This window comes from Variovorax raffinosi (assembly GCF_051216615.1).
Taxonomy (GTDB): domain Bacteria; phylum Pseudomonadota; class Gammaproteobacteria; order Burkholderiales; family Burkholderiaceae_C; genus Variovorax.
Genome location: NZ_JBPJZR010000001.1, coordinates 890870 through 907294, shown reverse-complemented (window position 1 = coordinate 907294; position 16425 = coordinate 890870). Strand labels below are relative to the sequence as shown.

At 63.7% G+C, this 16425-nt stretch carries 18 protein-coding genes; 16 read left to right on the top strand and 2 right to left on the bottom strand.

The genetic code is table 11. The features are described 5' to 3' along the window. The first annotated feature begins 143 nt into the window (after positions 1 to 143). The 13 genes from ACSFB7_RS04275 to ACSFB7_RS04215 all read left to right on the top strand — a co-directional run bounded on the left by ACSFB7_RS04275 (position 144) and on the right by ACSFB7_RS04215 (position 12066). Complete coding sequence (locus ACSFB7_RS04275) at positions 144 to 980, top strand: hypothetical protein (RefSeq protein ID WP_435467375.1); 837 nt, start codon at positions 144 to 146, stop codon at positions 978 to 980. After that, on the top strand, positions 977 to 1555 hold the full coding sequence (locus tag ACSFB7_RS04270) for a hypothetical protein (RefSeq protein WP_435467373.1): 579 nt from the start codon (positions 977 to 979) through the stop codon (positions 1553 to 1555). Before ACSFB7_RS04275 ends, ACSFB7_RS04270 begins: the two co-directional genes overlap by 4 nt. 66 nt (positions 1556 to 1621) lie before the next feature. Then, complete coding sequence (locus ACSFB7_RS04265; RefSeq protein WP_435467371.1) at positions 1622 to 2497, top strand: DUF4238 domain-containing protein; 876 nt, start codon at positions 1622 to 1624, stop codon at positions 2495 to 2497. 127 nt (positions 2498 to 2624) lie between these two features. Further along, positions 2625 to 2750: a YHYH domain-containing protein gene (locus ACSFB7_RS04260; protein WP_159273336.1), complete on the top strand. Its 126-nt coding sequence runs from the start codon at positions 2625 to 2627 to the stop codon at positions 2748 to 2750. Positions 2751 to 2887: 137 nt separating this feature from the next. Next, positions 2888 to 3163 carry a metal-sensing transcriptional repressor gene (locus ACSFB7_RS04255; protein WP_435467369.1) on the top strand — a complete coding sequence of 92 codons (276 nt, stop codon included), beginning with the start codon at positions 2888 to 2890 and terminating at the stop codon, positions 3161 to 3163. Beyond that, the gene (locus tag ACSFB7_RS04250; RefSeq protein WP_435467367.1) at positions 3160 to 3648 is read left to right on the top strand and encodes a hypothetical protein; all 489 of its coding nucleotides are present in this window, start codon (positions 3160 to 3162) and stop codon (positions 3646 to 3648) included. Before ACSFB7_RS04255 ends, ACSFB7_RS04250 begins: the two co-directional genes overlap by 4 nt. Before the next feature lie 80 nt (positions 3649 to 3728). After that, complete coding sequence (locus ACSFB7_RS04245; RefSeq protein WP_435467365.1) at positions 3729 to 4856, top strand: efflux RND transporter periplasmic adaptor subunit; 1128 nt, start codon at positions 3729 to 3731, stop codon at positions 4854 to 4856. Position 4857: 1 nt separating this feature from the next. After that, positions 4858 to 7962 (top strand): efflux RND transporter permease subunit, encoded by a 3105-nt coding sequence (locus ACSFB7_RS04240; protein ID WP_435467363.1) that lies wholly within the window; start codon positions 4858 to 4860, stop codon positions 7960 to 7962. Further along, positions 7955 to 8257, top strand: coding sequence for a DUF3240 family protein (locus ACSFB7_RS04235; protein WP_435467361.1), 303 nt, complete (start codon positions 7955 to 7957; stop codon positions 8255 to 8257). Before ACSFB7_RS04240 ends, ACSFB7_RS04235 begins: the two co-directional genes overlap by 8 nt. Continuing rightward, complete coding sequence (locus ACSFB7_RS04230; RefSeq protein WP_435467359.1) at positions 8254 to 9492, top strand: TolC family protein; 1239 nt, start codon at positions 8254 to 8256, stop codon at positions 9490 to 9492. Before ACSFB7_RS04235 ends, ACSFB7_RS04230 begins: the two co-directional genes overlap by 4 nt. 52 nt (positions 9493 to 9544) lie before the next feature. After that, positions 9545 to 10348: a HupE/UreJ family protein gene (locus tag ACSFB7_RS04225; RefSeq protein ID WP_435467357.1), complete on the top strand. Its 804-nt coding sequence runs from the start codon at positions 9545 to 9547 to the stop codon at positions 10346 to 10348. 25 nt (positions 10349 to 10373) lie between these two features. Continuing rightward, the gene (locus ACSFB7_RS04220; protein WP_435467355.1) at positions 10374 to 10721 is read left to right on the top strand and encodes a DUF6488 family protein; all 348 of its coding nucleotides are present in this window, start codon (positions 10374 to 10376) and stop codon (positions 10719 to 10721) included. Positions 10722 to 10935: 214 nt separating this feature from the next. After that, entirely contained in the window at positions 10936 to 12066 is a 1131-nt protein-coding gene (locus ACSFB7_RS04215; protein ID WP_435468076.1) for a nickel/cobalt efflux transporter, read from the top strand. A gap of 8 nt (positions 12067 to 12074) precedes the next feature. On the opposite strand, the gene ACSFB7_RS04210 is transcribed toward ACSFB7_RS04215, so the two are convergent. Beyond that, positions 12075 to 12239, bottom strand: coding sequence for a hypothetical protein (locus tag ACSFB7_RS04210; protein WP_435467354.1), 165 nt, complete (start codon positions 12237 to 12239; stop codon positions 12075 to 12077). 99 nt (positions 12240 to 12338) lie between these two features. Then, on the bottom strand, positions 12339 to 13601 hold the full coding sequence (locus ACSFB7_RS04205) for an MFS transporter (protein ID WP_435467352.1): 1263 nt from the start codon (positions 13599 to 13601) through the stop codon (positions 12339 to 12341). 65 nt (positions 13602 to 13666) lie between these two features. Here ACSFB7_RS04205 and ACSFB7_RS04200 point away from each other — a divergent pair, with 65 nt between their 5' ends. From ACSFB7_RS04200 to ACSFB7_RS04190, 3 genes are read left to right on the top strand one after another with little or no spacing between them, the layout of a single operon-like run. Continuing rightward, complete coding sequence (locus tag ACSFB7_RS04200) at positions 13667 to 14653, top strand: chromate resistance protein ChrB domain-containing protein (protein WP_435467350.1); 987 nt, start codon at positions 13667 to 13669, stop codon at positions 14651 to 14653. 14 nt (positions 14654 to 14667) lie between these two features. Next, on the top strand, positions 14668 to 15903 hold the full coding sequence (locus ACSFB7_RS04195; protein ID WP_435467348.1) for a chromate transporter: 1236 nt from the start codon (positions 14668 to 14670) through the stop codon (positions 15901 to 15903). Further along, the gene (locus ACSFB7_RS04190) at positions 15884 to 16321 is read left to right on the top strand and encodes a chromate resistance protein ChrB domain-containing protein (RefSeq protein ID WP_435467346.1); all 438 of its coding nucleotides are present in this window, start codon (positions 15884 to 15886) and stop codon (positions 16319 to 16321) included. The genes ACSFB7_RS04195 and ACSFB7_RS04190 overlap by 20 nt, the downstream gene beginning before the upstream one ends. Positions 16322 to 16425: the final 104 nt, after the last annotated feature.

Genomic DNA, 16425 nt, shown 5'->3' with positions numbered 1-16425 from the left:
AGGAATCCGGAAGGTCTAGGTCACCACGCCTCAGCACCTGCCCCAGAGAAGACCGAGTGAACAGCTCCGTGGCTGGCGCGGCATGTTCCGGGGGGCAAGCCGGGCGTTCGCACGCGAGGCAACTATCAAGGAAAATGACTGCGATGCGTCGTGACAATCCGTACTTCGAAGAACCTCAGGTCAAGAATGGGGTGAGGAATCCCCATCAGTTCGCGATTGGACAGCATGTGTTTCCTCGGGCGTGCATCGCGCGCTTTTGTGACCCGAAATCGCAAGTTCAAGCGTTCATTTTTCGCGATGCCAAGGTGCGAAGGCTCTCACCAACGAACGAGCGGTTTTGTGCTCAGCGCGTGTGGGACCAGGGGACCGAAACACTGGGCGCTCGAACAACAGAAATCGCTTTCGACGATTTGGCCAACAGAATCGTACAAGGTGACATAAGAACGCTTGGCGCTCAAGCAGGTGAAGTAGCCACGCAGTTCCGAGCGCTTTGGTGTGCACGTTTTGAAGCGCGGCGGAATCCTCCTCCTCCAACCACCGTGACCGGCCTCATACCCGGCGCGCCGCTATCCAAGAATGACGCGGAGAATCTGGAAGCGAACGGCTACAGCTACGCGCTCGGCGCAACGATGCCAAGTAGAGTACTGGCAGGCCTGAAGGTACGGATTCACACCATGCAATTGGCACGCCGTTGGGCAGGCGCAGCTTGGGGGATTCTCAGATCGGACGAGGCTGAGTTTCTTGTTCCGGACAACGTCGTCGAGGTCGCGCTAGTTCCTGTTTCTCCGACCATTTGCCTATCGCTGGGCAGCGAGGACCGTCGTGTCAACCCTTTGGAGGTCGCTCAAATAAATCGCCTATTTGCCGAGCTTTCGCATCAGTACTATTTCGCGCGAGATCTCGATCGGTGCCCGATCCATCGGCGAACTATTCCTCGCATTGTGTCGCCAGCGTTTACTACCCTTGGACCTATTGCATGACACGCGCTGAGGCCGTTGCCCAACTCAAAGCCGTCTGGGCGATCTTGAACTCCGATTTGGATGCCGCGCTTGCCTACGGACGCCAAGCAAACACTGCGTACGCTCAACGGGCGCTTGTGAGAGCGCACTTTGCCTTGGTCGAAGGGCTGTCCTATCAACTGCGGCAGATTTCGATCGCCTCATTGGAGGGGACAAATCTTCTTACTGCGGTCGAATTGTCACTGCTCAAGGAAGAGCGCCATTCTGTTGATGAAAGAGGGCGTCCAAAAACCACGGAGCAGTACCTCCCATTTCCGCAAAGCCTTTTGTTTTCCATCCGTTGCTATGTGAAGAATCATGGTGCAGATTTCCAGCCAGACCTTGGTGGCTCAGGCTGGAGTGCCATGCGCAAAGCGACGGAGATTCGAAACAAGGTGACGCATCCAAAATCGGCCGAGTCTCTTGAGCTCTCCGATGATGACCTTCACACCTTCGTAAATGCGGCGGCATGGTGGAAGTCGACGATGCTGGCGATGTTTGTGGCCTGCGAAGAAGCGGACGACTTCTGGCGCAAACAGTTGGGGAGCACTGCGTGATGCATTCGCGCGCTATGTGGCCAACGTGCGCTCTTCTGTCCTTGGTTGACAGCGCAGCTCTGTGATATGGGAAACGACTATGCCCGCAACCATTACGTGCCCCAATTTCTGCTGCGCGAATGGCACTGTGGACCAGACTGCAAGCTGACTCTGTTCGAACGCCAATACGCCGGCAAGCTGACCGCGAAGCGAAGCTCAGCCAATGGCGCGGCTTTCGGGTGGAACATTTACACCACGAAGGATCTGCGCAGCGGCGAACGCGAAGTCAAGATCGAACGCGATTTCTTTGGCCCGCATATCGATGATCCAGGTTCGGTCGTGCACAAGATCATGCTCGCGGGTGGCCGAGAAGCCATGACCGAAGAGGACAGCGGCTATTGGGCCCAGTTTCTTGTTGCACAGTACATGCGCGTGCCGCGTACGATGCGCGCCATTGAAGTGATGGCGCGAAAGGCTCTGGACGAGCAACTCGATGCAGATCCAGACTATGCGCGCCAAGCTGGTCTCACGACGACGCTCGACACTCGCGAGTGGGTGCAACAGTTCATGCCGCAGGCGTACGACCAGTTATCGCGCGGTGGTCTACCCGCTTTCATTCAGCAGCCTCGTCTCTATGACGAGATGCTGCGGGGTCGATGGGACATTCGAACCGTAGACCCCGGTTGCCCCTTCACCTTGCTGATAGGGGACCACCCGATCATTTATCGGGGATCGTTGGAATCCAGGTTTGTGGTCGCGCTCCCGCTGTCGCCTTACAAGATGTTCCTTTACACCGAGCGCGGCGGCGCGACACGGCGCGAATGGCTGGGTCTAAGCGATGAGGCCTTTGTGAAGCGGGCGAATCGAGAGTCTTTGACCTTTGCGTCTCGCTACGTAATGGCGCGCGACGAAAGCCAGAGGCGCTTCATCGACCGCCACCTTCGGCAAATCCCGGATGCGTGACAGCTGCGGCCGTCGACCCAGAAAAACGTGCGAGGCTGCGACGAAGTTGCTCACGGGCAAACCCCTAATAACATTTACTCACATTCGTCGAGACTGGCCTCGCCCGCTTTTGGGTGAGGAGAACGAAATGAAGAAGATCGCGTTCGCATTGATCGCTCTGGTGCTGAGCGTTGGGGCCTGGGCTCATTCCGGCGGTACGGACAAGAACGGCTGCCATCAGGAAAAGGCAACCGGCACCAGGCACTGCCACTGAGCCGTCGGTTCCGAGCGAGCAAGGGACTGCAAAGGCCCGGGCTCGCCGTTCCCACCAAGCATTCCGTCACCACGAATTCCCCTTCGTAGCTCGTACCTCTTTCGAGTGTTTCGTATCCCCCCTGATAGGATACGGTGGTGCACGGCGAACACCTCCACCAAAGTCACCCGGATCTGGTCAAGCGCCTCAAGCGCGCAGACGGGCACCTGCAGAACGTCATCGAGATGATGGTGAGCGGGCGCGACTGCGCGGACATCGCACAACAGCTGCACGCGGTCGAAAAAGCGATCAGCGCAGCCAAGAAGCTGCTGATCCACGACCACCTGGATCACTGCCTCAAAGAGGTCGCCAAGTCGCCTCGCGATTTCGGCACGGCCATCGCCGAATTCAAAGACATCACGAAGTACCTGTGAACGCGCACGCCATCCAGCTGCCGGAGCCGGTCGCCCCTCTCAAGGCCGGGCTGATGTCTCTCATGCGCTGGCTGCTGGTGCTGGTCATCGCCGTGGACCTGATCAGTTCGCCGTTCCACGCGCATCACCACGAAAGCGGCCCCGAGGGCTACTCAAGCCACGCCAGCCAGCCTGATGTGGGTCACTCGTCCTTCGAGCAAGCGGCTCCAGACGACGATCTTTCGCTGCATGCCGATTCGGACAATGCAGATCACGGTGGCGGACATTCGATGTCGGCGCTGCAAGGCGCGCCGATCCAACTCGCCAGTCCGGACTCCGCGCCGAAGCTTCTAGCACTTGTGCCGCTGTTCGTTTTGTTCGGGCTCCTCACGCAGCCCGTGGCTGAAGCGCTGGTGCGCTGGCGCCCTGGTCGGGAGCGGGTGCCCATCCCGCTGTTCCGAACCGTTCCTCCTGACGGCCGCGCGCCGCCCTCACTCCACGTCTGAAGCCCTGGTGGCGCCATTGCGGCGCTGCCTTCTCCTCGTCGCCTGACTGCGCGGCGGGATCGCTTTCTCGTGGAGTTTCTATGTCTTATTTGCTCGCCCGCCGTGCCGCGCTCGGCTGCGCGTCCAGTTTTCTCATGGTGGCCAGCGCCTTTGCGGCGACGCCGTCGACCGCCGAATTCCCGGTGTCTGCCGCACAGATGCGGGCCCTTGGCATCACGCTTGCACCGCTGGAAAAGCCATCGGCGATCGGCGGCATGGCCTATCCCGCCCGCGTGGTGGTGCCCCCCAGCGGCAACCAGGTCATCAGCGCGCCATTCGGCGGGCGGGTGGAAGAACTGCTCGTCGACGAGCAGCAGCCCGTCAAGGCCGGCCAGCCGCTGCTGCGCCTGAGCAGCCCGGAGTACGGCGACCTGCAGCTCAAGCTGTTGGAGGCGGCCAGCAAGGCCAGGCTGACCGGACAGACGGCCGCGCGCGAACGCCAGCTTTTCTCCGAAGGGATCATTCCTGAGCGGCGTGTCCAGGAGGCCAATGCGGCCAATCAGGAGGCCGCGGCCCGCCTGCGGTTTGCCGAAGCCTCCTTGCGCCTGGCCGGGGTTGACCCTGCAGCCATTCGGAAGATGGGCGACGCTGGCAACCTGCAGGACGGCCTTGTCGTGCGCGCCAGAAGCGCTGGAACGGTCGTCGGCCTGGATGTGAAAGCCGGGCAGCGCGTGCAGGGCTCTGATTCCCTGCTGCGCCTGGTCAACACGTCGCAGCTCTGGCTCGACATCCAGATTCCATCCGATCGCCAACAGCAGGCGCTCTCAAGCAAGGCCGCCGGCTCGATCACGGTAGTCGGGCGAGAAGCCAGCGCGACGCCGATGTCGATCGGTGCCACCGTAAGCGACAACCAGACAGTCACGCTACGCGCCCGAGTGGTGGGCGGCGGCGAGCTGCTGCGCCCCGGCGAAGTCGTGCAGGTCAAGGTTCCGTTCGCGGAAAACACCGCCGGCTGGGCATTGCCCCTGCCAGCGATTGCCCGCCAGGATGACAAGGCCTACGTGTTCGTCCGAACCGAAAAGGGCTTCGTCGCGCAGCCGGTCAATGTCATCTCCAGTGCGGGCCAATCGGTCCAAGTCACGGGCAACCTGCGCGCAGGCCAGCAGGTGGCGACCGGTTCGGTGATCGCTTTGAAGGCGGCATGGCTCGGCAAGAGCGGAAGCAACTGACATGCTCAACCGCCTTGTTCAGTTCGCGCTGTCGCAGCGCCTGTTCGTGCTGCTCGCGACCGCTCTGCTTGCGGGCTTTGGCTGGTATGCCTTCCGCAATCTGCCGATCGATGCCTTCCCCGACGTGTCCAGCACGCAGGTCAAGGTCATCATGAAAGCGCCCGGCATGACGCCGGAAGAAATCGAAAGCCGCATTGCCGGCCCGATCGAGGTCGAGATGCTCGGCATACCGCAGCAGCGCATGCTGCGCTCGGTGTCCAAGTACGGCCTCGTGGACGTGACGGTGGACTTCCAGGACGGCACCGACATCTACTGGGCCCGCCAGCAGGTGTCCGAGCGCCTGGCCAATATCTCCGCTGATCTGCCCGCCGGTATCAGCGGCGGCATGGCGCCTGTCACCACCCCGTTGGGTGAAATGTTCATGTTCACCGTCGAGGCCGACGGGATGTCGCTGGAGGACCGGCGCAGCCTGCTCGACTGGGTGATTCGCCCGGCCTTGCGTGCCGTGCCGGGCGTGGCTGACGTGAACGCGCTGGGCGGCAAGGTGCGCAGCTTCGAGGTGGTGCCGGACCCCGTCAAGCTGGCGGCGCTGGGCGTGTCGACGGCGCAACTCAAGAGCGCGATCGAAGCCAACAACCGTAACGACGGTGCAGGCCGGCTCGGCGAAGGCGGCGAAGTGCTGCTGGTGCGCAGCGAAGGGAACATCAAAACCGCGGACGACCTGCGCGCCATCGTGATCAGCCGCAAGGACGGCAACATCGCGCGGCTGGGCGACGTGGCGCAGGTGCGCGATGGCAGCGTCACGCGCTACGGTGTCGTGACCAAGGACGGCAAGGCCGAAGCGGTCGAGGGCCTGGTGCTCGGGCTCGCAGGCGCCAATGCCCAGAAAGTGGTCGAGGGCGTGACGACGAAGCTCGAAGAGCTCAAGCCCACCCTGCCCAAGGGCGTGGAGATCAAGGTCTTCTACAACCGCGCAGAGCTCGTGAAGAAGGCCGTCGGCACGGTGTCCACCGCGCTGATCGAGGCGACGGTCATCGTGCTGGCGCTGCTGGGCGCCTTCCTCGGCAACGTGCGCGCCGCCGTGGCGGTCGCCGTCATCCTGCCGCTGTCCGCACTGAGCACCTTCATCCTGATGCGCGCTGTCGGCATGTCGGCCAACCTGATGAGCCTGGGCGGCCTGGCCATCGCGCTGGGCATGCTGGTGGACGCCGCGGTCGTGGTGGTCGAGAACATCGTGCAGCACATCAGCCGCGAGAAGGAGGACAGCAAGCTGCCGCGGCTGCATGTGGTGCTGCGCTCGGTGCGCGAGGTGTCGGTGCCGGTCTCCGCCGGCATCCTGATCATCGTGACCGTGTTCCTGCCGCTCCTGACGCTGCAGGGCCTGGAAGGCAAGTACTTCGTGCCCGTGGCGATGACCATCGTGTTCGCGCTGTTCAGCTCGCTCGTGCTGTCGCTCACGGTCATCCCGGTGCTGTCGTCATTCCTGCTGAAGAAGGTCGCGCACGAAGATCCGTGGCTGCCGCGCAAGCTGCTCAAGCTCTACGAACCGGTGCTCGGCTGGGCGCTGGGCCACCAGAAGGTCGTGTTCATCGTGGCCGGCGTCATGCTTGCGGTGGCCGCAGGCGTCTATACCCAGGTCGGCAAGACCTTCCTGCCGGCGATGGACGAGGGCGACATCATCGTGGGCATCGAGAAGCTCCCCTCGGTGAGCCTGGAGGAAACGGCTGCACTGGATCTGAAGATCCATCAGGCGCTCATGAACCAGATCCCGGAGATCACCGGCGTGGTGGCGCGGGCCGGCTCCGACGAAATCGGGCTCGATCCGATGGGCCTGAACCAGACCGACACCTTCCTCGTGCTCAAGCCGCGTGCCGAGTGGAAGCTGGCCAACAAGGACGCGCTGATCGCCCGGATCCGCGAGGTGCTCGACCAGATGCCTGGCATCAGCTACAGCTTCACCCAGCCGATCGACATGCGCGTGTCCGAAATGATCATCGGCGTGCGCGGCGACCTGGCCATCAAGATCTTCGGCCCCGAACTCGACAAGCTCAACGAGCTGGCGGGCCAGGTCGAGACGCTGATGAAGACGGTGCCGGGCAACCAGGACGTGTACACCGTCGAGAACGATGGCGTGCAGTACCTGCGGGTGGTCGTCGACCGCCTGAGCGCGGGGCGCTACGGCCTGTCGGTGGAAGACGTGCAGGATGCCTTGCGGGTTCAGATCGAGGGTCAGCGCGCCGGCACTGTGATCGACGGCAACCGGCGTATCCCCATCGTGATTCGCGGCCCCGACAGCGTGAAGATCTCGCCGGCGGAGTTTGCGGCCCTGCGCATCACGACGTCCGATGGCCAGAGCGTTCCGCTCGAAACTTTGGCCATCCTGACGCGCGAGAGCGGCCCGGTGAAGATCGACCGCGAGATGGGCAGCCGCTACAGCGTGGTGATCGCCAATGTCACGGGACGCGACCTGGTCGGCTTCGTCGACGAGGCCAAAGCCAAGGTGGCGGCGGAAGTGAAGCTGCCCACCGGCTACCGCATCAGCTGGGGTGGCCAGTTCGAAAACCAGCAGCGCGCCGCGGCGCGGCTCACCCTCGTGGTGCCGCTCGCGATCGGCTTCATCTTCCTGATCCTGTTCACCACCTTCGGGTCGGTGCGCCAGGCCCTGCTGGTGCTCAGCAACATCCCGTTCGCGCTCGTGGGCGGCATCTTCGGGCTCTGGGTCACCGGCGAGTACCTGTCGGTGCCGGCCTCGGTCGGCTTCATCGCGCTGCTGGGCATCGCGGTGCTCAACGGCGTGGTGCTGGTGAGCTACTTCAACCAGCTGCGCGCCGAGGGCCATGACCTAGTCACCTGCGTCACGCAGGGTGCTCGACGGCGACTTCGGCCGGTGCTGATGACGGCGGCGATCACCGCGTTCAGCCTGGTGCCCCTGCTTTTCACCAGCGGGCCGGGCTCCGAGATCCAGCGCCCGCTGGCGATCGTGGTGATCGGCGGCTTGATCACGGCCACCGCCCTGACGCTGATTCTTCTACCGCTGCTGTACCTGCGGTTCGCCTACGCGCGCGATCAGCGCGACGACCCAACGCTGGAGGTGCGTCATGCATGAGTACTGCCTGAACCTGATCTGCCCGCCCGCGGTCGAGGAAAAGTTGCTCGACGCCTTGCTGGAGAGCGAAGACAGCGAGGTGTTCACCAGCGTCCAGATTCACAGCCACGGCGCGCCCCACGGACGGTTGAGTGCGCAGGAACAGGTCATGGGCCGCAGCCGCGCGATGCAGATCCAGGTCCTGCTGAGCGGGGAGGTCCTGACGCAACTGCTCGAGCGTTTTCAACGCGACTTTGCCGGCACCGGCATCCGCTACTGGGCCTCGCCCGTGGCCTTCGAGGGAGAAATCAAATGAAGTTGTGGACCGGGATCGCAATGATCGCCTGGGCCTTGCCCGTGCTCGCCGAAAACCAGGCGACGCCGCCCGACCTGCCTCCCACCGTTTCCGCGCGTCAGTGGATCGAGCAGGATCCGGTCGTCCGCGAGGCCCGCAGCGTCCAGGCGGCTGCGGGCCATTCGGCAGCCATGATTGCCGCATCGCCGAACGAATGGACCACCCGGCTCGCCGTGCAGCGGCGCAGCTTCGACGAGGGTGGCCCTGCCTCGAAGGAGTGGCATGCGCAGCTCGAGCGCCCCATTCGCATCAACGGCAAGGCGGACCTCGACCGCCAGCTCGGTGAAATGGAGCAGGTCATCGCGCAGGCCAAGGTTGGCGAGGCCATCCACGAGGCGGCCCGCTCCCTGCTGGATCTGTGGATCGACGGGCTCTCTGCGACACAGACCCAGAAACTCTTCCAGGAGCAGCAGTCCTTTGCGCAGGCCAACCTGAAGGCCGTGGAAAGCCGCAAGAAGGCGGGCGACGCCTCGGCGCTGGATGTCAGCGTGGCGACGGCCGACTTCGCGGACGTGGAGCGCCAGGCGAGCCTGGCGGCCTCCAATCTCGCCAAGGCACGGGCCAAGCTGCGCGTTCGGTTTCCGGGTGCCCAACTGCCCGCGCAACCGATGACCGATCCGCGTCCGCCGGCGGAGGCGGAAGCCCGGTGGCTGGAGCGCGTGCTGGAAGCCGCCGATCCATTGCGCATCGCAGAAGGTCAGTTGCGCAAGGCCGAGCTGGCCGCCTCACGCGCCTCGGCCGACCGCGTGCCCGATCCGACTGTCGGTGTCTTCGCGGCGTCGGAGGCGTTTCGCAAGGAGCGCATCGTGGGCGTCAGCGTCAGCATTCCGTTGAGCGGCACCTACCGCGATGAGCGCATGAAGCAGGCGCTGCAGGAGGTCGAGGTCGCGCGTGCCGCCGTCGATCGGCAGAAGCGAGAGCTGGAAGCGGCCGTGGCCGAGACCTACGCGGACGCCACCGGCTATCTCGCGCGCTGGCAACTCGCCGAGCGAGGCGCAGCGGCCACCGGCGAGAGCGCGCGACTCACGCAGCGCGCGTACTCGCTGGGAGAGGCGGACCTGCAATCGCTGCTGCTGGCCCGTCGCCAGTTCCTCGAGGCGTCTCGCGCCGCGCTCGAAGCGCGTGCCGATGCGCTGCGCGCGTCCTATCGGCTCCTCGTCGACTCGCACCTGATCTGGGACCTGGCGCTCGAGTGAGTGCGCCTTGCCTCGTCCATTTTTCGAACCTGTACCCATTGAAAGAGATTTGATGTTGATCCCTCACCGGAAACTTGCTCTGCTGGCGCTCGCTGTGCTGGCGCTGCTGATCGGTCTGCCCTTTGACGTGCTCGCGCATGGCATCTCCGAAGCCGACCGCCAGCGCATGCTCAGCGGCGGCTACCTGCAGTACGTCGGCCTTGGTGCCACGCACATGCTCACCGGCTATGACCACCTGCTATTCCTTTTCGGCGTGGTGTTCTTCCTCACGAGTTTCAAGGACGTGGCCAAGTTCGTCACCGTCTTCACGCTGGGCCACTGCATCACCCTGGTGTTCGCGACGTACTTCAAGATCACCTGGAACTACTACCTGATCGACGCCATCATCGCGATCAGCGTCATCTACAAGGGCTTCGACAACAACGGCGGCTTCCAGAAGTATTTCGACATGAAGTCGCCCAACCTGTTGGTTGCAGTGTTCGGCTTCGGACTGCTGCACGGCTTCGGGTTGTCCACGCGGCTGCAGCAGCTGCCGCTCGGCGATGACAGCACCTCGATGCTGATCCGCATCCTGAGCTTCAACCTTGGTGTCGAGATCGGCCAGATCGCCGCGTTGGCCGTGATGGTCGCGCTGCTGGCGCTCTGGCGTCATCGCCCCTCGTTCCGGCGCTTCAGCTTCGCCGCCAACCTTGCGCTGGTTTACGCCGGCGTGTTGCTGCTGCTCATGCAACTGCATGGCTACCAGCACGACTCAGATCCCAACGGTTTCCGTTTCCCTGACCAAGAGCACAACCACGCGCACGAGGACATGGAGATTGGAAAGACTGCCGATCCTGGCAGGGATTCCCTCGACTAAACCGCATCACGAAAGGATGAGATCAATGAAGAAATTTGCAATTGCCGCCGCCTCACTGCTGGCGCTGACCGCTGGATCAGCCTCGGCCGCCGAAGGTTCGAGCTGCCACTTTCACGGCAACACACCCGCATCGGAGAAGACGGTCGTCGACTGCGCGTCTCAACGCAAGGCCGCGCTCGTCAGCAGCGGGAAGATCGACAAGAGCTGGGAAGCCGTCAAGGTCGAGAAAACCGAGCAGATCGACGGCAAGAAAGGCAAGGAGTGGAAGGTGAGCTTCAAGAACGCCGTCGTGACGGATGCCGACAAGAGCACGCTCTATGTCTTCATGAGCCTGCCGGGCAACTACATCGCCTCGAACTTCACCGGCAGATAGACGACGGGCAGGTGGCGGATCGAGGACGCGCATCGAAATACAGGCCTCTGGCCAACCGCCTTGTCGGAACTGGCCTTTTTCCACTCGACGGCGTGCGCGTCGCTTGATCTCTTAGTCCGCACAGCGCGCCCGGGATTCGTTGTCTTATCCTATGGGGGGGGATAGGATAAGGCCACTGCGCATGGCTGATTCTCGTCAGCATGGAAGGACAAAATTGGAAAACTTCGCTCAACTTCTTCAATCTGGAAACGCCTGGGTCTTCATCCCGTCCGCCATCCTTCTTGGTGCCCTGCATGGCCTGGAGCCCGGGCATTCGAAGACGATGATGGCCGCCTTCATCGTGGCAGTCCGCGGGACGGTTGGACAAGCCGTCTTGCTTGGGCTCGCTGCGACGCTCTCGCACACGGCCGTCGTCTGGGCCGTCGCGATGGGTGGTCTCTACCTTGGGCGCAACTGGAGTGCCGAGGAGACCGAGCCCTACTTTCAGGTGGCGTCGGCGGTGCTGATCATCGCGATCGCGCTCTGGATGCTCTGGCGGACCTATCGCGAGCAGCAACGCGAGCGGATCGAAACAGATCACGACCATGGGCATGAACATCACGGCCATGGCGAAGAGAAGCGCCGCATCGATACCGGCCATGGGATCGTTGACCTGGAAGTCTTCGAAGATGGAGTTCCGCCTCGATTCCGCGTCCGATTCGAGGGCCATGAAACCGTGCCGCAAGGCCAGACCGTCACCCTCGAAACGCAACGCCCCAGCGGGGAGCGCCAGGCGTTCGTTCTGGCCAGCAAGGGCGGCTATCTTGAATCGGTCGACGAGATTCCCGAGCCGCACGAGTTCACGGTCCGGCTGTCGATTGCGCACGGCGGCCATGCGCACAGCTTTGATGTGGAATTTGTGGAGCACGGCCATGATCACGGGGGCCACGGCCTGGATGTCTCGGACCCTGGCTTTCAGGACGCGCACGAACGGGCGCACGCCAACGACATCAAGCGTCGCTTTGCGAGCCGCGATGTCACCACCGGGCAGATCATCGGCTTCGGGCTCACGGGAGGCCTGATTCCCTGTCCTGCGGCCATCACGGTGCTGCTGCTGTGCCTGCAACTCAAGCGCTTCACTCTCGGAGCGTCCCTGGTGCTCTGCTTCAGCATCGGCTTGGCGATCACGATGGTTGCGGCTGGAGTCGTCGCTGCCCTGGGCGTGAAGCACGCGTCGAAACGCTTCTCCGGCTTCGGAACTTTCGCGCGCAGGGCTCCTTATGCGTCGAGCGCCCTGATCATTCTGGTCGGGCTCTACGTCGGCTATCACGGTGTTCAGTCGCTGCACGCCGCTGGCGTGGTCTAGAGCCGCAGTCAGTCCGCAGTGACCACTTTGACGTAAAGCTCGACAACGACCCAGCCGATCAATGCCGCGGCGCCGATGACCCGCAGCACCGATGCGACAGCCCGCTCGATCTGGCGAAATGCAGTCCGCATCTTCGAGCGGCTGCCTGAAGAATCATCCGGCAGGCTTCTCATGACGATCATTGTGATCGTTCGCTATCCGGCGTAAAAGGCACGCGCGCACAGGTGTTTCTGGCCTGTCGAAGCGCTCCAGATCAAGAGCACCTTGCGTACCTACTCCCCATCCAGTCGATCCCGTCGCATGGCACGCCAGAGCGTGAGGTCGTAGGTGATCTTGAGCAGGCCACACGCGATGAGCGGCAGCGAAATCCATCCGGCGGCGAAGAGCGCTCCGCTGATCGTCGGACTGATGGCCGCTGCCAGGCTCCGGGGCACCGCCGTGAAACTCGCTGCCGCGGCACGCTCGGCTGGCGTCACGACAGCCATCACGTAAGCCGTCCGCGTGGGAACATCCATCGACGACAGTGCGCTGCGGATTGTCAATAAGCCCAGCGCGATCGGCAGGTTGGGCGACAGCGCGGCCAGCACCAGGCAGACGTTGGCCGGGAGGTGCGTGAAGACCATGGTGTTGAGCAATCCGATGCGCTGCGCCACCACTGGCGCTGCGAGTTGCGATGCCGCGCTCAGCAGGCCGGTCCAAAAGAAAAACACACCAGCCTGGGTGAGCGAGAAGCCGAACCGCTCAAGCAGCCACAGCGACATCAGCGCGTTGACCGTCAAGCCACCGGCAAAGGCATCGACGCTGAAGAGCGCCGCCAGTCGCACCACCACGCGACGTGACGGCCCGAGCGGTGCTGGTGCGACAAGAGGGCTGTCCGTATTGCTGACTGAGGTGTGTGCCGGCAGGCGCCGATAGAGCCAGAAGACGGTCAGCCCGATCGCGGCGTACACAACGAACATCCCCCGCAACGCGTCCAGGCTCGCGAGTTCGCTGTGCCGCACCAGCCAGTCGGGCACGGCGGCGGCCAAGGCCCCCAGCGCGGCGCACAGCGCGCCCACGAGGCTGTAGCGTGCAAACAGCGCGGTCCTCGCGTGGCCCTGAGCCGCTGCAGCCAGGCGAGCATGTTCCAGCGGCAGGAAAACGCTCACGTCGCCGGAGCTCGGGTTGAGTGTGCCGACCAGTGCGACGACCAGCAGGGGCCAGAACGATGCCAAACCTGCGAAGCCCAAGCCCGTGGCGGCCATCAGCAAGGCAGCGCCGCGCAGCAGTCGACCGCCGGCGAAGCGGTACCCCCAGGCGCCGACCGCCAGCGTGGCCAGCGCCGAGCCCAGCATCGTCGCCGTGCTCACGAGGCCCACCTCCAGCGTTCCCAGCCCGATCGACAGCAGGTAGGCCGGCAGCAGCACCGCCATGTACCCGTCGCCGAACGCGCGCAGGCCTCGGGCAACGAGCAGCGGCAAGGCCCCCGGGTCGACGCCAACAGGCAGCAGACGCGATAGGCCCAGACGTGAGTGCGTCAAGGGAGTGGTGCTCATCGTTCTTTCGCCAGCATGGGCAATTGTCTTTGTAGAGATAGAGACATAAATGTATTATTCGCTACATGAGAAGTTCCGACGCTACCGCCGACACCCGCGAATGGTTATTGCTGGTTGTTTCGTTGCCCACCCAGGGCGCCACAGCGCGCATGCGCATCTGGAGAGCCCTCAAGGCCATGGGGTGTGCGGCCTTGCGCGACGGCGCTTATCTGCTGCCTGGCACCTCGATGCACCGGGACGCCCTGCAGGAATTGGCCGATGAATGCACGCGTGAAGGCGGCAGCGCTTGGCTCATGGCGATCACGCCGGCGAATGCGGCCGACGCTGGTGCCTACCCGCAACTCTTTGATCGCAGCGCGGACTACGCGGCACTTACCAAGACCTGGAAAGAGACCGCGGCAACCCTGTCTTCGCTGGGTGTCGCAGAACTCACGCGCCTGCAGAAGAAGCTGCGCCGCGACTACGAGGCGCTCACGGCAACCGACTTCTTCCCGGGCGAGGCAAGCCTTGAAGCCGAAGCAGCGTGGACCGATTTCAACCAGCGGGTCGACCGCGTGCTCTCGCCCGACGAGCCGCACGAAACCGAAGGGCAGATTCCGCGCCTGGACATCGCCGACTACCAGGGTCGTTTGTGGGCGACACGCCGGCGCCTGTGGGTCGACCGGGTGGCCAGCGCCTGGCTGATTCGCCGTTTCATCGATCCGGGCGCGCAGTTCGTCTGGCTCGCCAAAACGAGTGACTGCCCGCGCAGAGCGCTGGGCTTCGACTTCGACGGCGCTGCCTTCACCCACGTCGGGGAGCGAGTGAGCTTCGAAACCCTGATGGCGAGCTTCGGACTTGAAGAGGATGCAGCCCTCATGCGCATGGGCGCGATGGTGCGTTCGCTGGACATGGGCGCCAACCCAGTCGCCGAAGGCGCCGGATTCGAAGCGGTGCTCGCCGGCGCGCGCGAGCGCCTGACGGATGACGACGCCTTGCTCACCGAGATCGGAGGTGTGCTGGATTCGCTGTACGCGCACTTCGGGCGCGAAGGCACGCGCGCCAAGGCGTGAAGCGGGACATCGACATGAGCGACATCACCTCGAAGGACATGGCCAGTGCACCCGCCTCGGCGCGCTACACCCTCTGGCAGCTCGTGCGCTACATGCTCGCCCTGGGCACCTGGGGATTCGGTGGCCCAGTCGCACTCGCGGGCTACATGTACCGGGACCTGGTCGAGCGGCGCGGGTGGATCACGGAGAGCGACTACAAGGAAGGACTGGCGCTCGCGCAATTGATGCCGGGCCCGCTGGCGGCTCAGCTCGCCATCTACCTGGGCTACGTCCACCACCGTGTGATCGGCGCCACGATCGTTGGTCTGGCCTTCGTGCTTCCTTCGTTCTTCATGGTGGTGGCCCTGGGCGCTGCCTATGTCGCCTACGGAGGTATCGGCTGGATGCAGGCGGTGTTCTACGGGGTCGGTGCAGCGGTGATCGGCATCATCGCGATGAGCGCCTACAAGCTCACAACCAAGAACATCGGCAAGGACAAATTGTTGTGGGCGATCTTCCTGGTCAGCGCGTCGGTCACGGTGATCACGAAGTCCGAAGTCGTCTGGGTGTTTCTCGGCGCTGGTGTTCTGGTGTGGCTGTGGCGCGCGCCGCCGAAGTTCGGCCGCAACCTCCACAGCTTTGCAGCGCCCATCGCGGCCTGGTTCGCACTCGACACGATCGACTGGCACAAGCTGGGCCAGATCGGCGCGTACTTCGCCTACGCCGGCACCTTCGTCTTCGGCAGCGGTCTGGCCATCGTGCCGTTTCTCTACGGCGGGGTGGTGAAGGAGTACGCCTGGTTGACCGACCGCCAGTTCGTCGACGCCGTCGCCGTGGCGATGATCACGCCCGGCCCAGTGGTCATCACCACGGGCTTCATCGGGTACCTGGTCGGTGGCTTCTGGGGCGCGATGGTCGCGGCCATCGCGACCTTCGTTCCCTGCTACCTGTTCACCGTGCTGCCGGCGCCGTATTTCAAGAAGTACGGCAAGCGGCCCGCCATCGTCGCGTTTGTCGACGGCGTGACGGCCGCGGCCATCGGCGCAATCACGGGGGCGGTGATCGTCATCGGGCAACGCTCGATCACCGACTGGATCTCCGCGGCGCTGGCGGTCATCACCATCGCGGTGCTGTGGCGCTTCAAGAAATTTCCCGAGCCGATCATCGTGCTGATCGCTGCCTTGGCCGGACTCGTTCTGTCCCCCCTTGCTCGGGCACCACTGAGTCGTTCACTCCCGCAGGAGGTCTCGCATGAAATGGGTCACCCGTGAACATCCGAAGATCGATCGCATCGCCTGCCCGTGGCTGATCGCGCGGTTTATCGACGACGAGCCCGAGTTCCTCTACGTGCCCAACGACCAGGTGCGCAAGGTGGCCGATCAAACCGGCGCCGTGCCCTACGACGTTCCCGGCGTCGAGATGACCCATGTGGGCAAGCTCTGCAGCTTCGACGCCTTCCTCCGGAAGCACCAACTCGATGACCCGGCATTGCACCGTTTGGCCGTGATCGTGCGCGGTGCCGACACCTCATGCCTGGACCTGACGCCCGAGTCAGCCGGGCTCTATGCAATTTCGCAAGGACTGTCTCAGAACTTCGCGAACGATCACGAGATGCTGCGGCACGGTCTCGTGATGTACGACGCTCTGTATGCCTGGTGCCAGTCGCGCCAGACCCAGACGAACACGTGACCGCCGGCGACCGACCACTTCCGGGCACACGCTCGGACCGAGGACCAGATGAACCACGAACCGAACTCCACGCGGAGAGACTTCGTCGCGACTGCAGCCGCAGG